This is a genomic window from Gemmiger formicilis, from assembly GCF_016901605.1.
In the GTDB taxonomy this organism is placed as follows: Bacteria; Bacillota; Clostridia; order Oscillospirales; family Ruminococcaceae; genus Gemmiger; species Gemmiger formicilis_B.
Window position 1 is genome coordinate 1 of the sequence record NZ_JACJKP010000849.1, and the last position, 220, is coordinate 220.

General features: G+C 65.5%; 1 pseudogene. It reads right to left on the reverse strand.

Going from position 1 to position 220, the window contains the following annotated elements:
- Positions 1-94 precede the first annotated feature (94 nt).
- A pseudogene (locus H6B10_RS19170) lies at positions 95-220 on the reverse strand (oleate hydratase); the annotation flags it as partial.

Consider the following 220-nt stretch of genomic DNA (forward strand, 5'->3'; position numbering starts at 1 on the left):
CATCGAAGCCACCAAGTGGGAATCCGCCACCGTCACCCTGCTGGATGACCGCATCGCACCCTATGTGCAGCAGGTCTGCGGCCGGGACCCCTACGCGGGCAAGGTGGTCACCGGGGCGTTCGGGGTAAAGGCCGTAGATCCAGCCTACCAGCTGGCCTTCGGGCTGGGCTTTGAAGTGGGGCTGGCGGTTGAAGGTCCAGCTCATGAGCCAGGCGGAGTC